The following is a 15,017-nucleotide window of genomic DNA, read 5'->3' as shown; positions in this document are numbered from 1 at the left end:
TACTACTTACCACCCCAAACGATTGGAGTCCGTGGTGGAGCGGAAGGGTACAGACTGCTGACGATATCCAAGCGATCAATTTGCTCCGGCGTCATTTCCAGACTCAGAGCGCCAAGGTTGTCAGCCATGTGCGACAGCGACCGTGGCCCAATGATGGGTACGGATCCGTGAGTACCGGCCCAAGCGAGTGCTACCCGAGTTGGGGTGGTGCCAAGCTCATCGGCGATCTTGATCACTGTGTCCAGCACCTGCGTTCTCTGGACAGAGTTCTCTGCCTGGAAAACCTTCCCACCCAGCGCTTCAGCTCGCCCAGTCTCGCCTTTACGGTATTTGCCGGTGAGCAATCCACCGCCCAGAGGCGACCAGGTCACCATGCCCAAGTTGAATGCGTGGGCTGCTTGGAAAATATCCGCCTCAGGCTCGCGGTGCACTAGGCTGTGCTCGAATTGAACCGCAGCAATCGGGAGGGAGCGGGTCAGTTCAGCAATCGTCACAGCCCTGGAGAGTTGCCATGCAGAGAAGTTCGACAGGCCTGCGTACAGGATCTTGCCGGCCCGAGCGAGATCATCAAGACCACGCAGGATTTCATCTAGGGCGGTAATGCCGTCCGGATGATGCACCCAGAACATGTCGATGCGATCTGTGCCAAGACGCTTCAAACTCGCCTCAACCGAGGCCACCATAGCCTTACGACTATTCCCTGTAACCAGACGATTTGCGTTTGGTTCAGCACCATTTGTATATTTTGTGGCCAAGACAAAGTCTTCTCTACGGCCTTTCAACAAATCGCCTAACAGTTGCTCAGACTGCCCGAACTGGTAGATGTCAGCGGTATCAATAAAATTGCCGCCTGCCTCAGCGTAGGCATTGAAGAGGTCTTTGCTAACCTCAGCATCTGCTCCATGCCCCCAGCCAGTGCCGAAGTTACCGGTGCCAAGAGCTACTTGAGACAGCCGAAGGCCTGTATTTCCAAATGCTACGTATTTCATATAAAACTCCAAAACAATAACAAGCTGCGAGACTGAGCCCAAAACACCTCAGGGGCGGTGGTCGAATACCAAGCACGTCGTAGTAGCGTGCGCGTAAAGCTTGCCGTCAGGGCCAACAATTCGCCCCTCTGCTAGAGCAACTTGCCGCCCTACCTGTATGACTTTTCCTTCGGCCCGCACTACCGAGACATCTGCAGTCAGGGCTCGAACCATATTCACCTTGAGCTCTAGGGTCGTATAAACCTTCCCTGCCGGCAGTTTGGTATGGATCGCACAGCCAACTGCCGAGTCGAGCATTGCCGCATACCAACCGCCATGAACCGTACCCATGGGGTTGTAGTGCCTTAACTGGGGGCGACCCTGGAAGACGGCCTCCCCAGAGCTCATCCGTATTGGTATGAAATCAAGGGTGTCTCCCATTGGAGGCTGTGGGAGCACGCCATCGAAAATCGCGCTGAACATCTCCATGCCGGAATGGCTCGCGAGCTGCTCGGCGGATGCAACGCCAGGAGGTTGGAGGCGAGCTCGAACCGCCTCCTCCTCAGCAAGCCAGCGGGCACATTCATCGAGTCCTCTCATCGCCTACCTTCATCCAAATAATTGTATATGCAAATGTTGCAGATACAATAATCTAGCAAAAGGTTCGTAGCAAGCCCTTCATGGCTCGGGCTGCTCCAGCCTCGCAGTGAGCATCCATGCTTCCGCCGCCGAGGCATCCAGGCGTTCGTAGCTCCCTCAAGAAAGCCTCAAAGCAAAGCACGGAAACGTTTAACGCCGGTGGTAGAGCACCGGCGGCAGGCACGAACATCGCACTCATGGACAGTGTTGAACGCCGCCTTGGCGCCGGCACCAAATTCATTACTTCGAGATAGACAGCGCATGGGCGACGACAAAATGCCGCAGGTAACAGTTATGAAATCCGAAGGCTCGCTTCCAGCCTCGGACATCTCGACAATGCACACGGGGACTGTTTTGCTCCTGGCCGCGCTAGCAGCGATGGGGGCTTTGGCAACGAACATCATCCTGCCTTCTTTCCCATCCATGGCACGTGACCTAGGAGTATCCATAGGCCAACTGAGTGGCACCCTGAGTAGTTTCTTCCTGGTGTTCGGACTGGGGCAGTTGGTAGTTGGGCCTCTGTCGGATCGCTTTGGGCGGCAGCGCCTAGTGGTATCCGGATTAGCCATATTCATGCTCGGAAGCATCGTGTGCGCACTGGCTGACTCGCTGCCTGCACTCATCGCTGGGCGAAGCATTCAGGCCCTAGGCGTGTGCGCTACAGCGGTTCTATCTCGCGCCATAGCTCGTGACCTTTATGACGGCGAAGAGCTAGCACGAGCGCTATCTCTGACCATGGTCGCCATGGCTGCTGCTCCAGGCTTTTCTCCGTTGATAGGCGGCATTTTGAGTGATGCTCTGGGATGGCGAGCCCTGTTCATCATCATTGCGACAGTGGGGTTGGCACTTGCGTTGATTTACAGCATGCGCCTGGGAGAAACGCATTTGCCAGACAGGCGCTCACCGCTATCTGTGGGAGCTGTCTTTCGCAGCTACATAGCCCTGATCAACGACAGAAGGCTGATGTCCCCAGCCTTGGCAGTAAGCTTGGTGATCGGCGCACTGTACGCGTTCTTCTCCATGGCACCGGCAATTTTGCTTACAGGATTCGGGTTGTCATCGCTGCAGTTCGGAGTTTTTTTCGCGACGACGGTGGTCATCGTTTTCACCTCAGGTTTGATAGCTCCCCGAGTGGCCAACCGCTGGGGCCAAATGACAGCCACCCGCATCGGCCTGGTTGTCGCGCTGGTTGCCAGCGTGCTGATGCTGTTGGGGCCAACGAACTTCAAATTCTTCTGCTTCGCGCTGAGTATTTTTCTTCTCGGTATGGGGCTGTTTAACCCCCTCGGCACTGCTATCGCTCTGCATCCGTTTGGCAAGCAAGCTGGAGCCGCCTCAGCGTTGCTGGGCTTCATGCAAATGGGTTGCGCTGCACTGGCCATCACCTGCGGCAACCTTCTTCCCCTGCCACCGTATACAGTGCTCGGAGTTGTGCTTCTCACAGCCTTGGCAACAGCCTTCCTGTGCTTCTTAACTGCCAAGTAGCGAATGAGGCTGGTATCAATTGTGGATTACTGACTGGGCTATAACACAGGCATAAAAAAGGGGAGCATTCGCTCCCCTCTTGGCCCAGGTGGTCACTTCACCGTTACGACGACCTTACCTTTGGCCCTGCCTTCCGCGACGTATGCCATAGCATCACGTGTCGACTCGAACGGAAAGATCCGATCAATCACGGGTTTGATAACACCAGTTTCAACGAGCTTGGCAAGCTCAGCCAGTTGCTCACCGTTCTCCTTCATGAACAGAAACTTGTAGCTCACACCTTTCTGCTCAGCCTTTTTTCTGATCCCTCTGCTGATCAGGCGAACTACCTGTTTGAACGGCCAAGAGAGGCCAAGCTGCTCTGCGAACTCTGGGGTAGGTGGGCCGGAGATAGAGATCAGCAGACCACCTGGCTTCAGCACCATGAGCGATTTCTTCAGCACCTCACCACCCTGGCCACTGAGCACAACATCGTAATCACTCAGTTGCGACTCGAACGGTTGTGTCCTGTAGTCGATCACCACATCCGCACCCAATGCCTTAACCCACTCTACGTTAGCGGTGCTAGTGGTGGTGGCGACAAATGCTCCCAGGTACTTGGCGATTTGAATGGCGATACTACCGACACCACCTGAGCCAGCATGTATCAAAACCTTCTGTCCTGGCTGAACCTTGGCCACATCCGCCAAAGCCTGCCACGCGGTGAGAGCTACCAGTGGAAGCGAGGCTGCTTGCTCCATACTCACGTTGCCAGGCTTGAGAGCGACAGACGATTCGCTGACTGCCACGAACTCTGCGAAGCCGCCCATGCGCGCTTGATCCACGCGCGCGTAGACTGCATCCCCTGCCCGAAAGCGACTGACTTTCGCACCCACTCGCTTCACTGTACCAGCGACATCGTTACCCAAGATCAATGGCATGCTGAAGGGCAGGATCAGCTTGAACTCGCCCTTTCTGATCTTCAGATCAAGAACGTTGACGCTTGCCGCATGGGTCTCAACCAGAACGTCGAAATCACCAACATGGGGCTCTGGAGCTTCAGTGACATCACCAGCGACGTCTTTGCCGTAGCGATCAATCAGAAACGCTTTCATGTCTTCAAAATTCCAAAATGTAGGCCTGCTTTCAGGCAATCACCAAACTTCTTTATACGGCCTAAGATCGAGCTCTTGTGTCCTGGCGGAGCGGGGCTGGCGATGCAGCGTCCAATAGTTCTCGGCAATTGCCTCGTACCCCAACAGCCCTTCTGCACCTATGCTCTCCACCCTGGCCGGGGCAGCCTTTTGCAGTCGGTCTCCCAGGATGCCGCCATCAATCACGACATGAGCAACATGAATACCTTTAGGCCCGTACTCACGTGCCATGCTCTGGGAGATCATCCGCAAACCAGCCTTGGCGGCGGCAAAGTGGGCAAAGCCGGGCTTGCCCCTCAAGCTTCCAGAAGCGCCGGTAAAAATCACGGTGCCTCGGCCCAGAGGAACCAACCTCCTGGCAGCCTCCCTGCCAACGAGGAAGCCGGAGTAGCAGCCTACGCGCCAAAAGTCTTCGAACTGGCTGGCCGTGAGCTGGGTGAAGTCGATGAGGGCGTTATTGCCTGCGTTGAAGACCACGACGTCGGCAGGGGCTCGCCCCACGTCTGGAGACATCGCAAGATCGAACGCTGCGATGACTTGCTCCTCTACGGTGACATCAGTCTGCAAGGCTTCAGCGCTACCGATGCCAGAGCCCAAGATGTCTGCAACGACTTCTTCGATTTTTCCCAGGGTGCGTCCCGTGACGATGACGTGATAACCCTCTTGAGCGAAACGCTTACAGACTGCTCCGCCCACGCCTCGAGTAGTGCCCACACCAAACACGATTGCAGTTGGCTGACTCATTTATCCGACTCCTGGCAGTTGTGGTGTCACTCGTTCACGTTGACCACGGTACGTCCACGCACCTTCCCTTCGAATAGCTCGCGAACAACACGCGGCACATCAGCCAACCCAACGGGTTGGACGGTCTGACCCAGTTTGCCCAGATCGAGGTCGCGAGCAAGGCGAGACCAAGCCTCAAGACGCACTTCACGCGGTGCATTCACCGAGTCAATACCGGCGAGCGTCACGTTACGCAGGATGAAGGGCAGCACCGATCCAGGAAGATCAGCTCCTTGAGCCAAGCCAAAGGCGGCGACCACACCGCGATACTTTGTTTGAGCCAGTACGTTGGCCAGGGTGTGACTGCCAACCGAATCAATCGCACCAGCCCAACGCTCTGCCCCGATTGGACGACCTGCCTCAGACAGCGTATGACGGTCGAAAACCTCTGCTGCACCGAGAGACTTCAGATAGTCCGACTCGCTGAGACGACCCGTTGAAGCGATCACTCGATAGCCGAGCTTCGACAGCAGCGCGATAGCGATAGAGCCAGCACCACCGTTGGCCCCAGTCACCAAAATATCGCCATGCTCAGGAGTCAGCCCGCCGTGCTCAAGTGCCAGCACGCTCAGCATCGCGGTGTAGCCTGCGGTTCCGATAGCCATGGCATCCTGGGTGCTGAACTCATCCGGGATTTTGACCAGCCACTCGCCTTTCACACGGGCCTTCTGAGCAAAACCACCATGGTGGCTCTGGCTCAGTTCCCAGCCGTTTGCGAGCACTCGATCACCTACTTTGAACTCCGGGTTGCTCGACTCGCTGACAGTACCGGCAAAGTCGATACCTGGGATCAAGGGGTAGCTACGCACCACACCACCGCGACCGGTGAGTGCCATCGCATCTTTGTAGTTCACCGTGGAGAATTCCACATCGACGGTGACGTCCCCAGGCATTAGATCGCCTTCGGAGAAATCCACCACATTCGACGAAACGGTTTCACCTTCTTTCGTTAGAAGCAACGCTTTGAAAGTCATGAGTACCTCCTTCAGTGAGAAAAGCGGGCATCACCCCACTCTTCTTCACATGCACATGGAAAGTTCAGCTAGCAAGAAATGCGAGAGCCTTGGAGGCGAAGTCAGCGTGGTTCTGGAAAATTCCGCCGTGCCCTGCATCTTCGTAAATAACCAGCGTAGAGCCGGAGATACGCTCTGCCATGTCGAAGCTCAGCTCAGAAGGCACCATGATGTCCTGGTCACCGTTGGCGATAAGCACCGGAATATTCAGGCTAGACAAGTCCTGCGGAGCTTGTTGCCCCCAGGCCTGGATGGCCTGAAGTTGACGCCCGAAAATCTCTTGGGTGGACGGAATATCCCGGTCGGCTTGCCGCTCAAGCAGGGCCTTCAGGAAAGCGCTGGCAGCCTGCTGACTCGCCTCGCTCGAAGTGAAGAAGAGGTAGGTCTTCGGATCGATCCCTTCGGACATCGCCTTCTGCATCAGCGGCATGGAAACCACCGCGACCTGATCAATGTTCTTACCACCGGCAGGGCCGGTGCCGGTCAGGATCAGCTTGCGCACCAGGCCAGGCTGGGTGACCGCGATCTCTTGTGCAACAAAGCCACCCAACGAGAAGCCGAAAAGGTCGACCTTGTCGAAGCCCAGCGCCTTGATCAAGGCAACGGAATCGCGGGCCATTTCTGCGACGGTCAGCGGCGCAACACCACCAGATAAACCAACGCCGCGATAGTCCGTGGCGATCACATGGTGATGCTTGGCCAGCTCATCGACAATTCGAGGATCGTAGCTATCGAGAACGGCTCCCCAGTGGTTCAACAGAACGAGGGGAACGCCACCTTTGCGCCCGAGTTCACGGTACGCGAAGGCCACACCATCGATCTGAATGGTCTTATTGGTTGCAGCGATGTACTTGAGTTCAGAGTCGACGGACTGGTTCATATGGGAGCTCTCTAAATGGAAATAGATTCGCTAGCGGCTGCTTGGATCAAGCGCGCTCGAGCGATGGGTAATCGATGTAGCCTTCCTCACCGCCGCCGTAGATGGTGGCGGGATTGATGCTCGCCAGATCGGCTCCGGACTTCAGTCGATTGACCAGATCTGGGTTTGCAATGAACGCGCGGCCAATCGCGAACAAATCTGCTTGTCCGGTTGCGAGCTGCGTTTCAGCGAGACCGAGGTCATAGCCATTGTTGGCGATCACCGTGTTGGTGAAACGCTGACGCAGGGCTGCGTAATTGAATGGCGTCGCATCGCGTGGCCCGCCTGTGACACCTTCAACCACGTGAAGGTAGACGAGGCCAAGGTCATTGAGCTTATCGACCAGGTATTCAAATTGCTCTTGAGCAGCCGAGCTCACAGCGTCATTGACTGGGGAAACGGGCGAAATGCGGATACCTGTGCGCTCGGCACCGATTTCTTGAGCAATCGCCTGTGCAACCTCGAGAGTAAGGCGTGCGCGATTGGCCACCGAACCACCGTACTCGTCGGTTCGCTTGTTCGCGCCGTCTTTCAGGAATTGGTCGAGCAAGTAGCCATTGGCTGCATGGATCTCAACACCGTCAAAGCCGGCACTGATGGCGTTCGCTGCCGCCTTACGGAAGTCTTCAACGATGCCTGGAATCTCTTCGATATCGAGAGCTCGAGGCTCGGAAGTATCGACGCGAGCATTGTTGACCGTGACTTGGGTGGCCGCTCGAATTGCAGAGGGCGCCACGGGAGGCTGACCGTCATGGAAGTCGACATGGGAAATCCGACCGACATGCCAGATCTGAAGGAAGATGCGACCACCCTCAGCATGGACGGCATCCGTCACTTCGCGCCAAGCGTTCACTTGTTCTTGGGTGAAGATGCCGGGGGTGTTTTGGTAGCCCTGGGCCTGCTTAGATATCTGGGTTGCTTCAGTGATCACCAACCCAGCGGAAGCGCGCTGGCTGTAGTAGGTGGCGGCGAACTTGCTCGGCAGCAGGCCTTTCTCCGCACGGTTACGCGTCAACGGCGCCATCACGATACGGTTGGAAAGGGTGATTGCCCCGAGGGGGTAAGTCTCAAAAACGGTCTTCTCAGTCATTCTCAACATTCCGATACTACGAACTAGGTTTCAAACACGCGGCTGTTGAAGACGCTTCCGCATCCCCAACAGCCCAGGCAGGAATGGCCTTACTCTTCCAAGAATTGGAGAGCGTGTTTCAGGAAGAGCTCGGGGTACTGGAAGTGAGCGGCGTGACCGGAGTCGGGGTAGATCACCAATTGGGCATTTGGAATGTTCTGCACCAGGTTCCACGAATTGATCGAAGGGATCATGACGTCGTCGACGCCATTGACGACCAAGGTGGGCTGCCTGAGTTCGTTGAGGTAGGAGAAGCGATTCTCGCCCTGCGCGGACTGGACATAAGCTGCAAAAGCAGCGCCCTGAGCCATTGCAACATCAATGGAGCTTGGGGTGTCCTGATCGGCACGTTGGTTGCGGCGTTCCCAGAAAGCCAGGCCCGCTTTCTTGGCAGCTTCAGAGCGACCAAAGAAGAGGAACAGGAAGTTTTCGATGGTAGGAACGGGGTTCGACGCGGCCTCTCTCACACCCTCCGCCATGGCTGGATCACCACCGCGTAGCCCCGTGCCTAGCAGCAAAAGCTTGCGCACCAACTCAGGGTGACGCAGGGCCACCTCCTGTACCTGCAGACCACCGATGGAGAAGCCCAGCAGGTCGACCTGGGTCAGCCCCAGGGCCTTGATGGCAGTTGCAATGTCATCCGCCATTTGCTCAATGGTCGTGGCCGGAGTACCCGACGACGAAGCCACACCTCTACCGTTCAGTAGGATTACTTCACGACCCGCAGACAGGCCGTCAGTGATGATCGGATCCCAGTGATCGAGCCCGCCACGGAAGTGGGCGATGAAGACCAAGGGCACACCAGAAACATTACCCCAGCGACGGTAGGTGAAGGTGTCGCCGCCTACTTCAACTGTGCGGGTCGGAACGGTCAGATGGGTATAGCTCACGACGTTTTGCTCTCTCAGTGGAAGATTCGACTCAATGATGATGATCACAATCAATAAGGTCAACACCTTTGATGATGAACATAATCAATGTAAGATATTCGTTGCCTTGATAGCAGAGAGAGCAGAGAGAGCAGAGAAATGAAGGTCACAAAGGCCCAGGCCCAAGCTAATCGGGCCCACATCGTGGAGACCTCCTCCGCGCTATTCCGTGAGCGCGGCTACGACGGGGTCGGTGTTGCAGATCTCATGGGTGCTGCCGGCTTTACCCACGGCGGGTTCTACAAGCACTTCAAGTCCAAGGCGGATCTGATGGAGGAATCAGCAGCCTGCGGAATCGCAAAGACAGTCGAACTCGCCAAAGGTGTTGACCTGCAGGAGTTCGTTGATATTTACCTGTCGCGTAGGCATCGAGATGAAAAGGGATCAGGTTGCACGATGGCTGCCCTGGGTGGAGATGCAGCACGGCAGCCCGAGGAGATCAAGAAGGTGTATGCCGCAGGATTCGAGGATCTGCTGGCAGCGTTGACTACACAATGCGAGGCGAAGGGGAGCCAGGTTGACCGAGCAGACATCATCGACACCTTCGCTCACGTGCTCGGCGCACTTGTGCTTTCACGCGCCTGCCCAGACGATTCACCCTTGGCAGATGAAGTGCTCAGTGTTTGCAGGGAACGAATCCTGGGGAAGCAGGCTTCGTAGACTAGGTGTCCACAGCCACCACCTTGCATCACTGCTCAAGCATAAGTCCTCGCCACCTAAACGGCGGATGCCCGGTGATGGAAACGAGGTCTTCAGGAGGTGGTGGCGCCTCCCCCGCACCACAAGGACGCCCCTGCCCTTCCTCGTCGGTCAACGAATGATCCGTAGCCAAGCCCAGATGATCACCTGAGTCATCGCCGATATCTTCTGGTACAGCTTTGCGCATGGCGCGGCCTCTGGGTCATGAAACCAAGAGGCAAATGATTACGATCATAATCATTAAAGTCAACTTTAGATGTCGAACACAATCATTGATGGATCGAGGTTGTGATCATTTGGAAAGTGATGTCGTATCGAGTACGTCGTCGTGACTGCCCGAGGTCAGTCCGCCTAATGGCATTCATCAAAAGTCCGCCCCAGTGGCAATGACCAAGACGATTGGTCGCCACAGAAAAACCTTTTTGACAGCAACATTCAACTGATACATTTCGACCTGATCCCTTGGGAAAGGGTCACGGATTCCGTGGCTTTCGGCCAACTTATGACGCTTGTGAAGGACATCGACTACCCGGCGGATAACCACAAGATGAGCTGGCAGGACATGCTCGCCTGGCTGAAAAGCAAACGCTGGCAGAGCCTGAGCTTCGGCGGAATCGTATATCTGGCCTTGCTGGTGCCGATGCTCAACATCCTGATGATGCCGGCAGCCGTGGCGGGAGCGACATTGTTCTGGGTAAAGGAGCGCGGCTAACCCCTCACCCCGCCCCGTAGGAGCGAATTCATTCGCGAAGAAGCGGTACATTCAACAAGAATGTGCCGTGTCAGGAACCATGCCTTCCCGGATAAATCCGGTCCTACGAGGTATGCTCTAAAAAGGTATTACAGCCTCAAGAGAAACATCTTACGCAATATTAATAACTTTCTTTTTATCCAAAAAACCTCCATGGCAATACATTACCGCCATAGGCAAAACATTGCCAACACTCTTATAAAAATCAATCTGTAGGAGTATTACGTAGGACACTTATAAATCCCCTGCAAACACTAAACATTGCAACCCCATAAAAAGAAGATATAAAAACTGGCACCCTCCTTGCTCTCCTGCAACAAACACACAGGAGATAGCATCATGGAAATAAAAACAAAAATGGCCACTGCACAAGGCTTCTACAAACCTGCTGCACTCGAAAAAATGCCAGAGCCGCGTTCAAGCCGTTTTGCCCAGGTACTGAATGACGTTACCAAACCCGCATCCGGCCCCGGAACCGCACTGATACCCGCAGCCGCGACATTGACCCGTCTGATACAACCACGCTCCACGTTCTTTCTGCAGAACATGAGTCCGGAACAAAGAACGTCAGCCATCAACGATAAAGATTTTGAACCCAAACCTGCAGCATTGGAGAGAGTTGCAGGTCAACAGAATCGTTAACTCAAACAGAATGCAATCTGAATCGGCGAGGTTTCAATCAATGCGAACTTATACCTATTCGCCTTTTATAAACGTCACTTGCCTGGGCCCGCGATCAAAAGTTAATCCAGTCGCGCTGCCAGAGAATGACATGTCGTTCAAGCAAGCGTTGAATGCCGTGCAGGGGACAACAGTTAACCATGAGGAAGAAAAACAGTGCCTCAACGGGTCAGCACTGAGGCCTGTATTACTCAAAACGGCCAACAGCGATCAAGCTGAAGCACAAAGGCTGGCTTATGAATATGCTTACAACTCGCTCAACGGTGAAGGTGTTGACCTTACCGACTACCCCACTATTCGTTACTGCGCCACGGGTGAAGTCGTAACCCGAGAAACAACCTCATACTTTGAAAAAACTTTGGCATTGATGCAAAAAGAACGATCTCATTTGTACCAGTCAGAACTGATCAAGGGCACCCCGCCCGCGAAAATTCTGGAGCAAATCCTGGACTTCAATGACAACCTGCCAAAAAGATTTCGCGACATGGCGAATTGGTGATATTTAATCCCCTTCGTTACCCGCCTGGATAACGAAGGGGATTATCATTTATTTCACCAAGTTACCGTCACACGGCCATAGTGACTGGCAACAGGTACTATCCCTGTTGCTCCCATCCTGATTGCGTAGTAAAAGCTCTGCTTGGCAAGTCGCCCGGTGAAAAAACTGCTCGAACCTGTGCGTTGCCGAGAAATATCCAGACAGTTGCTTGCCCCATGACACAAATAAACCTCCAACCCTTGTGGCCATCTCGTAACGTTCCAGTTCCAGCTGACATTCGTTATCGCAGTTCCAGAGGGAAGAGCGCCACGCAAGGGGACGTTAGCTGTATAGAGATAACCTCTCGAATGAACCGTCGGTAAATTCACTGAAGAGTGATAACTGCCCGCCACAGCCATTTCTGAATATCCCAGAATGACCAGCACCATTCCTGAGGCCGAACGAATCCACTTCGACTTTTTACAGTCAAATTTCATTTTATGCTTCCTTACTGTGTTCTATCAGAAAGGCAGGTCCGGTACTGCCGGTTGCTTGCCCTCACCTATCGATCATGAAGTTCGATAGCCTGACGTTATTCAGAACACCCTCGGCCTCAATACTCATTTGAGTACAACGAACACTTAGAGAAAAAACCGACAGCCTTATCAGATGAAAACTGCGCCGTCACAAATCCATCATTCAACCGCCACATAACCGACACGCAACGGGTCGAGACTGGCCCAATGAGCAAAATTCTGCATGTCACGCTTATCACCGAGACCTTCACTCCCGAGATCAATGGCGTCGCCAATACGCTGGGGCGGCTGTGCGACGGGTTGCGTTTGCGTGGGCATCGGGTCGAATTGATCCGGCCGCGTCAGGGCGAGGATGTGGGCTTTACGCCAGCAGACGATCTGATGCTGTGCCGGGGCTGGCCGATACCGGGTTATCCGGGGCTGCAATGGGGTCAGTCGTCCATGCACAAACTGCTACGGCGCTGGCAGCGTCGGCGGCCGGATGTGTTGTATATCGCCACAGAAGGGCCTCTGGGGCTTTCTGCACTGCGGGCAGCCAGGCGGCTGGGCATTGCGGTGATCAGTGGCTTTCATACCAACTTCCCGCAATACACGCACCAATACGGCATGGGGTTCATTACCCGTCTGCTGACGCACTATTTACGCTGGTTCCACAATCGCTCACGCGTAACCCTCGTGCCCAGCATCAGCCAGAAGGTGGAGCTGGAGCGACGTGGCTTCGAGCGGATCGAGCTGTTGTCTCGCGGGGTGGACAGCCAGTTGTTTCACCCTTCCCGACGCTCGCAGGCGCTGCGTGAGCGCTGGGGGCTGCAAGTGGGCGATACGGCCGTTCTGCATGTCGGCAGGCTGGCACCGGAAAAGAACCTGGCCCTGCTCAAGGTCAGCTTTGAAGCGCTGAAGGAGAGTTACCCGCGACGGAACCTGAAACTGATCATCGTCGGTGACGGGCCGCAACGCGCCACGCTGGAACAGCAGATACCCGATGCCATCTTCTGCGGCACCCAACGCGGCGAAGAACTGGCCGCGCATTACGCCTCCGGCGATCTGTTTCTGTTCCCAAGCCTGACCGAGACCTTCGGCAATGTCGTCCTGGAAGCCCTGGCGTCCGGGCTTGGCGTGGTCGCTTATGATGAGGCGGCGGCCGGGCAGCATATTCGCCATGGCCATAATGGCGCACTGGCAATGCCCGGCGACGAAGAAGCGTTCATCGATGCGGCGCGCTGGTTGCTGGAAGACAGCGAAGCCCTGCGCCGGGTACGTCTGAATGCCCGCAAGCATGCCAGCCGTCAGGGCTGGCCGGCGATCATCGATCAGTTCGAGCAGCAGTTGTTCAGCGCCTGCCCGGCCAACGAGGATCAACCCGAAAGCCAGACCGCCAAGTCCCTCTCGAACTGAGCACCGGGCAAGCGTGATGCTGCCCGGCAGACACCGTCAGGAAGCCAGTGCCTTCTCGATAGCCTGGATGACGACAGGATCGTCCGGTGCCATGCGGGGTGAAAAACGGGCGATCACGCCACCGTTGCGCCCCACGAGAAACTTCTCGAAGTTCCAGGTGATATCCCCCGGAAACTCGGCCCCTTCACCGGCCAGCAAACGGTACAACGGATGGCGTTGCGCCCCGTTGACCTCAAGCTTTTCGCCCAGTGGAAAGGTCACGCCATAATTGAGTTCGCAGAACGCCTGGATTTCCTGCTCGGTCCCCGGCTCCTGCCCGGCAAACTGATTGCACGGCAGCCCAAGAATGCTGAACCCCTTGTCCTTGTATTGCTGGTAAAGGCTTTCAAGCGTTGCGTACTGTGGCGTCAGCCCACATTTCGAGGCCACGTTGACGACCAGAACCACTTTGTCCTTGAGAGGCGACAGCGGCAGTTCCTGCCCGTTCAGCGCCTTCAGTGTGATGTCGTGAAAAGCACTCATGAAATCCCCCCCTTGCAACCCAGGCGAACTAAAAAGGCGCTCTGGCAGACTGCGTCACGAAAGTCGTCATCGCAGAAAGCCAGAGCGCCTTTGTCAGTCACCTGAGCTTAGCAGCACAAATCAGTGGTGATGACCGCCTTCGCCATGAATGTGGCCATGAGCCAGTTCTTCCTGGCTGGCATCACGGATCTTGACGACCTTGACTTCAAAGTTCAGGCGCTGGCCAGCCAGCGGGTGGTTGCCGTCAACGGTGACATCGTCGCCATCCAGGTCGCGAATGGTGACGATCTGCATGCTGCCGTCAGGACCGGAAGCGTGGAACTGCATACCGACTTCCAGTTCGTCGACACCTTCGAACATGCTGCGGCTCAGGGTACTGACCAGCTCGGCGGAGTATTCACCGTAGGCGTCTTCAGGTTCGATGGCGACTTTCAGTTCGTCACCGACGTCCTTGCCGACCAGTGCCTTTTCCAGGCCCGGGATGATGTTACCGGCGCCATGCAGATAGACCAGCGGTGCGCCGCCGGAAGAGCTGTCGATGACCTCACCAGCGTCGTTGGTCAGGGTATAGTCAATGGAGACAGCCTTATTGGCGGCGATCGGCATGGGGCAAGACCTTTGCTTAAGATTGAAGAACGGGCAAGTTTAACCAAGCAATCGCCCGAAAGCGAACGCAACTCTGACAGACGGACCGAATTGGAAAACTCGACGGTTATTGATTTTCGACAGGATGAAGACGGCCACTGGATCGCGGTGTTGTCCTGCGGACACACTCAACACCTGCGCCACCAGCCGCCATGGCAATCGCGAGCCTGGGTGCTCGACCCCGAACAGCGCAAACGGAAAACAGGTCAGGGCTTTCACTGTGGCTGGTGTGCGAAGTCATCAGATAACGATAGTCTTGGCACCGAAGCGTTGCGTTAGACAACGCCCGGATTTTTCTGGCCGCCCGGCTGT

17 protein-coding genes and 1 pseudogene are annotated in these 15,017 nt (G+C 55.6%); 7 read left to right on the top strand and 11 right to left on the bottom strand.

Annotated features, from left to right (window positions below):
- Positions 1-2: 2 nt before the first annotated feature.
- On the bottom strand, positions 3-989 hold the full coding sequence (locus ACIPY9_RS00650) for an aldo/keto reductase (RefSeq protein ID WP_400696261.1): 987 nt from the start codon (positions 987-989) through the stop codon (positions 3-5).
- A gap of 48 nt (positions 990-1,037) precedes the next feature.
- Positions 1,038-1,568: a PaaI family thioesterase gene (locus ACIPY9_RS00645; RefSeq protein ID WP_400696260.1), complete on the bottom strand. Its 531-nt coding sequence runs from the start codon at positions 1,566-1,568 to the stop codon at positions 1,038-1,040.
- A gap of 300 nt (positions 1,569-1,868) precedes the next feature.
- Here ACIPY9_RS00645 and ACIPY9_RS00640 point away from each other — a divergent pair, with 300 nt between their 5' ends.
- A complete protein-coding gene (locus ACIPY9_RS00640) occupies positions 1,869-3,092 on the top strand; it encodes a multidrug effflux MFS transporter (RefSeq protein WP_400696258.1) in 1,224 nt (407 codons plus the stop codon).
- Between the two features lie 92 nt (positions 3,093-3,184).
- Here the strand turns inward: ACIPY9_RS00640 and ACIPY9_RS00635 are convergent, their stop codons facing one another.
- The 6 genes from ACIPY9_RS00635 to ACIPY9_RS00610 all read right to left on the bottom strand — a co-directional run bounded on the left by ACIPY9_RS00635 (position 3,185) and on the right by ACIPY9_RS00610 (position 9,007).
- Positions 3,185-4,186 (bottom strand): NADP-dependent oxidoreductase, encoded by a 1,002-nt coding sequence (locus tag ACIPY9_RS00635; protein ID WP_400696256.1) that lies wholly within the window; start codon positions 4,184-4,186, stop codon positions 3,185-3,187.
- A 39-nt stretch (positions 4,187-4,225) separates the two neighbouring features.
- Positions 4,226-4,969, bottom strand: a complete 744-nt coding sequence (locus ACIPY9_RS00630) for an SDR family NAD(P)-dependent oxidoreductase (RefSeq protein WP_400696254.1) — start codon at positions 4,967-4,969, stop codon at positions 4,226-4,228.
- 26 nt (positions 4,970-4,995) lie between these two features.
- Positions 4,996-5,982 (bottom strand): MDR family oxidoreductase, encoded by a 987-nt coding sequence (locus ACIPY9_RS00625; RefSeq protein WP_400696252.1) that lies wholly within the window; start codon positions 5,980-5,982, stop codon positions 4,996-4,998.
- A gap of 64 nt (positions 5,983-6,046) precedes the next feature.
- Positions 6,047-6,901, bottom strand: a complete 855-nt coding sequence (locus tag ACIPY9_RS00620) for an alpha/beta fold hydrolase (protein ID WP_400696250.1) — start codon at positions 6,899-6,901, stop codon at positions 6,047-6,049.
- A gap of 46 nt (positions 6,902-6,947) precedes the next feature.
- The gene (locus ACIPY9_RS00615) at positions 6,948-8,030 is read right to left on the bottom strand and encodes an alkene reductase (protein WP_400696248.1); all 1,083 of its coding nucleotides are present in this window, start codon (positions 8,028-8,030) and stop codon (positions 6,948-6,950) included.
- A gap of 89 nt (positions 8,031-8,119) precedes the next feature.
- Positions 8,120-9,007 (bottom strand): alpha/beta fold hydrolase, encoded by an 888-nt coding sequence (locus tag ACIPY9_RS00610; RefSeq protein WP_400696827.1) that lies wholly within the window; start codon positions 9,005-9,007, stop codon positions 8,120-8,122.
- 90 nt (positions 9,008-9,097) lie between these two features.
- Between ACIPY9_RS00610 and ACIPY9_RS00605 the strand changes: the two genes are divergently transcribed.
- From ACIPY9_RS00605 to ACIPY9_RS00590, 4 genes and pseudogenes are all read left to right on the top strand, one after another.
- Positions 9,098-9,658, top strand: a complete 561-nt coding sequence (locus ACIPY9_RS00605; protein WP_400696247.1) for a TetR/AcrR family transcriptional regulator — start codon at positions 9,098-9,100, stop codon at positions 9,656-9,658.
- Positions 9,659-10,208: 550 nt separating this feature from the next.
- Positions 10,209-10,409 (top strand): annotated as a pseudogene (locus tag ACIPY9_RS00600) (EI24 domain-containing protein); the annotation flags it as partial.
- A gap of 378 nt (positions 10,410-10,787) precedes the next feature.
- Positions 10,788-11,090: a hypothetical protein gene (locus tag ACIPY9_RS00595; protein WP_400696245.1), complete on the top strand. Its 303-nt coding sequence runs from the start codon at positions 10,788-10,790 to the stop codon at positions 11,088-11,090.
- Between the two features lie 130 nt (positions 11,091-11,220).
- Positions 11,221-11,628, top strand: coding sequence for a hypothetical protein (locus ACIPY9_RS00590; RefSeq protein ID WP_400696243.1), 408 nt, complete (start codon positions 11,221-11,223; stop codon positions 11,626-11,628).
- 53 nt (positions 11,629-11,681) lie between these two features.
- On the opposite strand, the gene ACIPY9_RS00585 is transcribed toward ACIPY9_RS00590, so the two are convergent.
- Complete coding sequence (locus ACIPY9_RS00585; protein WP_400696242.1) at positions 11,682-12,104, bottom strand: flagellar protein FlhE; 423 nt, start codon at positions 12,102-12,104, stop codon at positions 11,682-11,684.
- 246 nt (positions 12,105-12,350) lie between these two features.
- Here ACIPY9_RS00585 and ACIPY9_RS00580 point away from each other — a divergent pair, with 246 nt between their 5' ends.
- Positions 12,351-13,538, top strand: a complete 1,188-nt coding sequence (locus ACIPY9_RS00580; protein ID WP_400696240.1) for a glycosyltransferase family 4 protein — start codon at positions 12,351-12,353, stop codon at positions 13,536-13,538.
- A gap of 36 nt (positions 13,539-13,574) precedes the next feature.
- On the opposite strand, the gene ACIPY9_RS00575 is transcribed toward ACIPY9_RS00580, so the two are convergent.
- Together ACIPY9_RS00575 and ACIPY9_RS00570 are read right to left on the bottom strand one after the other, a co-directional pair.
- Entirely contained in the window at positions 13,575-14,060 is a 486-nt protein-coding gene (locus tag ACIPY9_RS00575; protein ID WP_400696239.1) for a glutathione peroxidase, read from the bottom strand.
- Positions 14,061-14,180: 120 nt separating this feature from the next.
- Positions 14,181-14,666: a peptidylprolyl isomerase gene (locus tag ACIPY9_RS00570; RefSeq protein ID WP_400696237.1), complete on the bottom strand. Its 486-nt coding sequence runs from the start codon at positions 14,664-14,666 to the stop codon at positions 14,181-14,183.
- Between the two features lie 12 nt (positions 14,667-14,678).
- On the opposite strand from ACIPY9_RS00570, the gene ACIPY9_RS00565 reads away from it, so the two are divergent.
- Positions 14,679-14,984: a DUF3565 domain-containing protein gene (locus ACIPY9_RS00565; protein WP_400696235.1), complete on the top strand. Its 306-nt coding sequence runs from the start codon at positions 14,679-14,681 to the stop codon at positions 14,982-14,984.
- Positions 14,985-15,017 lie beyond the last annotated feature (33 nt).

Source organism: Pseudomonas sp. NPDC089734 (assembly GCF_044748865.1).
Classification (GTDB): Bacteria; Pseudomonadota; Gammaproteobacteria; order Pseudomonadales; family Pseudomonadaceae; genus Aquipseudomonas.
This window is presented reverse-complemented; position numbering and strand designations above follow the sequence as displayed.